General features: G+C 49.5%; 1 protein-coding gene and 1 pseudogene. Both read left to right on the top strand.

Annotation, left to right across the window (positions count from 1 at the left end; genetic code table 11):
• Positions 1-165: 30S ribosomal protein S18 (gene rpsR / locus B3182_RS15385; protein WP_292753430.1), on the top strand; the 165-nt coding region annotated here is incomplete at its 5' end.
• A gap of 37 nt (positions 166-202) precedes the next feature.
• Positions 203-533 (top strand): annotated as a pseudogene (locus B3182_RS15380) (DUF2232 domain-containing protein); the annotation flags it as partial.

The raw sequence follows: 533 nt of genomic DNA, 5'->3' as shown, positions 1-533 counted from the left end.
GATTATAAAGACGTAAACCTGCTTAAGAATTTCGTTACTGAAACAGGCAAGATCGTTCCAAGTCGTATTACCGGTACTAAAGCTCGTTTCCAGCGTCAGCTGTCAACTTGTGTCAAACGTGCACGGTTTCTGGCATTGCTGCCTTACTGTGACATGCACAAGTAATTTAGCTTTTCAGTTGTAAGGTTAAGATCAAAATATTATGTTGCGGGGAATCGCTGATTTTGCAATGAAAGGTCGCTGGCAGGCTGCTTTGGCAGCTGCTTTGCTATCGGTCGCTGCAATGTTGCTCCCACCACTCAATTATCTCGCTAGCGGGGTAATTGTGCTGGCCACATTACGTGTAGGCCCTCAAGAAGGCCTCCGGGTAATGGCCGCAACCTTGGTAGTGTTTGCTGCCGTCGCCGGACTGTTATTCGGACAACTCTGGATTGCATTGGCGTTATTGCTGACCAGTTGGTTACCGGCTTATCTGGTGACCCTGGTGCTGGGATACAGTCGTTCTTTGGAACGGGCGCTTCTGGCTGCGGCCG

Origin of the sequence: Methylophaga sp. UBA4204, assembly GCF_002379485.1 — a bacterium.
Classification (GTDB): Bacteria; Pseudomonadota; Gammaproteobacteria; order Nitrosococcales; family Methylophagaceae; genus Methylophaga.
Note: the sequence above shows the minus strand (reverse complement) of the source record. Positions and strands in the feature narration are given on the sequence as shown.